This is a genomic window from Serratia sp. 506_PEND (assembly GCF_001076875.1).
Classification (GTDB): Bacteria; Pseudomonadota; Gammaproteobacteria; order Enterobacterales; family Enterobacteriaceae; genus Serratia; species Serratia marcescens.
On record NZ_JVEL01000127.1, the window covers coordinates 1 to 234 of the forward strand.

At 59.0% G+C, this 234-nt stretch carries 1 protein-coding gene; it reads right to left on the reverse strand.

The annotated features are described in order from the left end of the window. Positions 1 to 234: multiple stress resistance protein BhsA (gene bhsA, locus ADK28_RS03540; protein ID WP_048794902.1), on the reverse strand; the 234-nt coding region annotated here is incomplete at its 3' end.

A 234-nucleotide genomic window follows, 5' to 3' on the forward strand; every position in this document is an offset into this window, starting at 1 on the left:
CAGCATGTTGTTACCGCCGGCGGAGATGATGCGGTAGCTGCTGGCGCCCTGAGCGTCGGCTTTAGCGGCCAGCTTTTTTTCCAGGCTGCTGAGGGTGGTCGCGTGGCCTGCGGAAACGATGCCGGTGGCGGTCAGGTTATCGGCCTGCTGGCTGTTGATCGGTTCAGCGGCGAAAGTGGCGAAAGAGGTCAGTGCGATAGCGGCAGCGGTTGCAAAATATTTGATGGTTTTCAT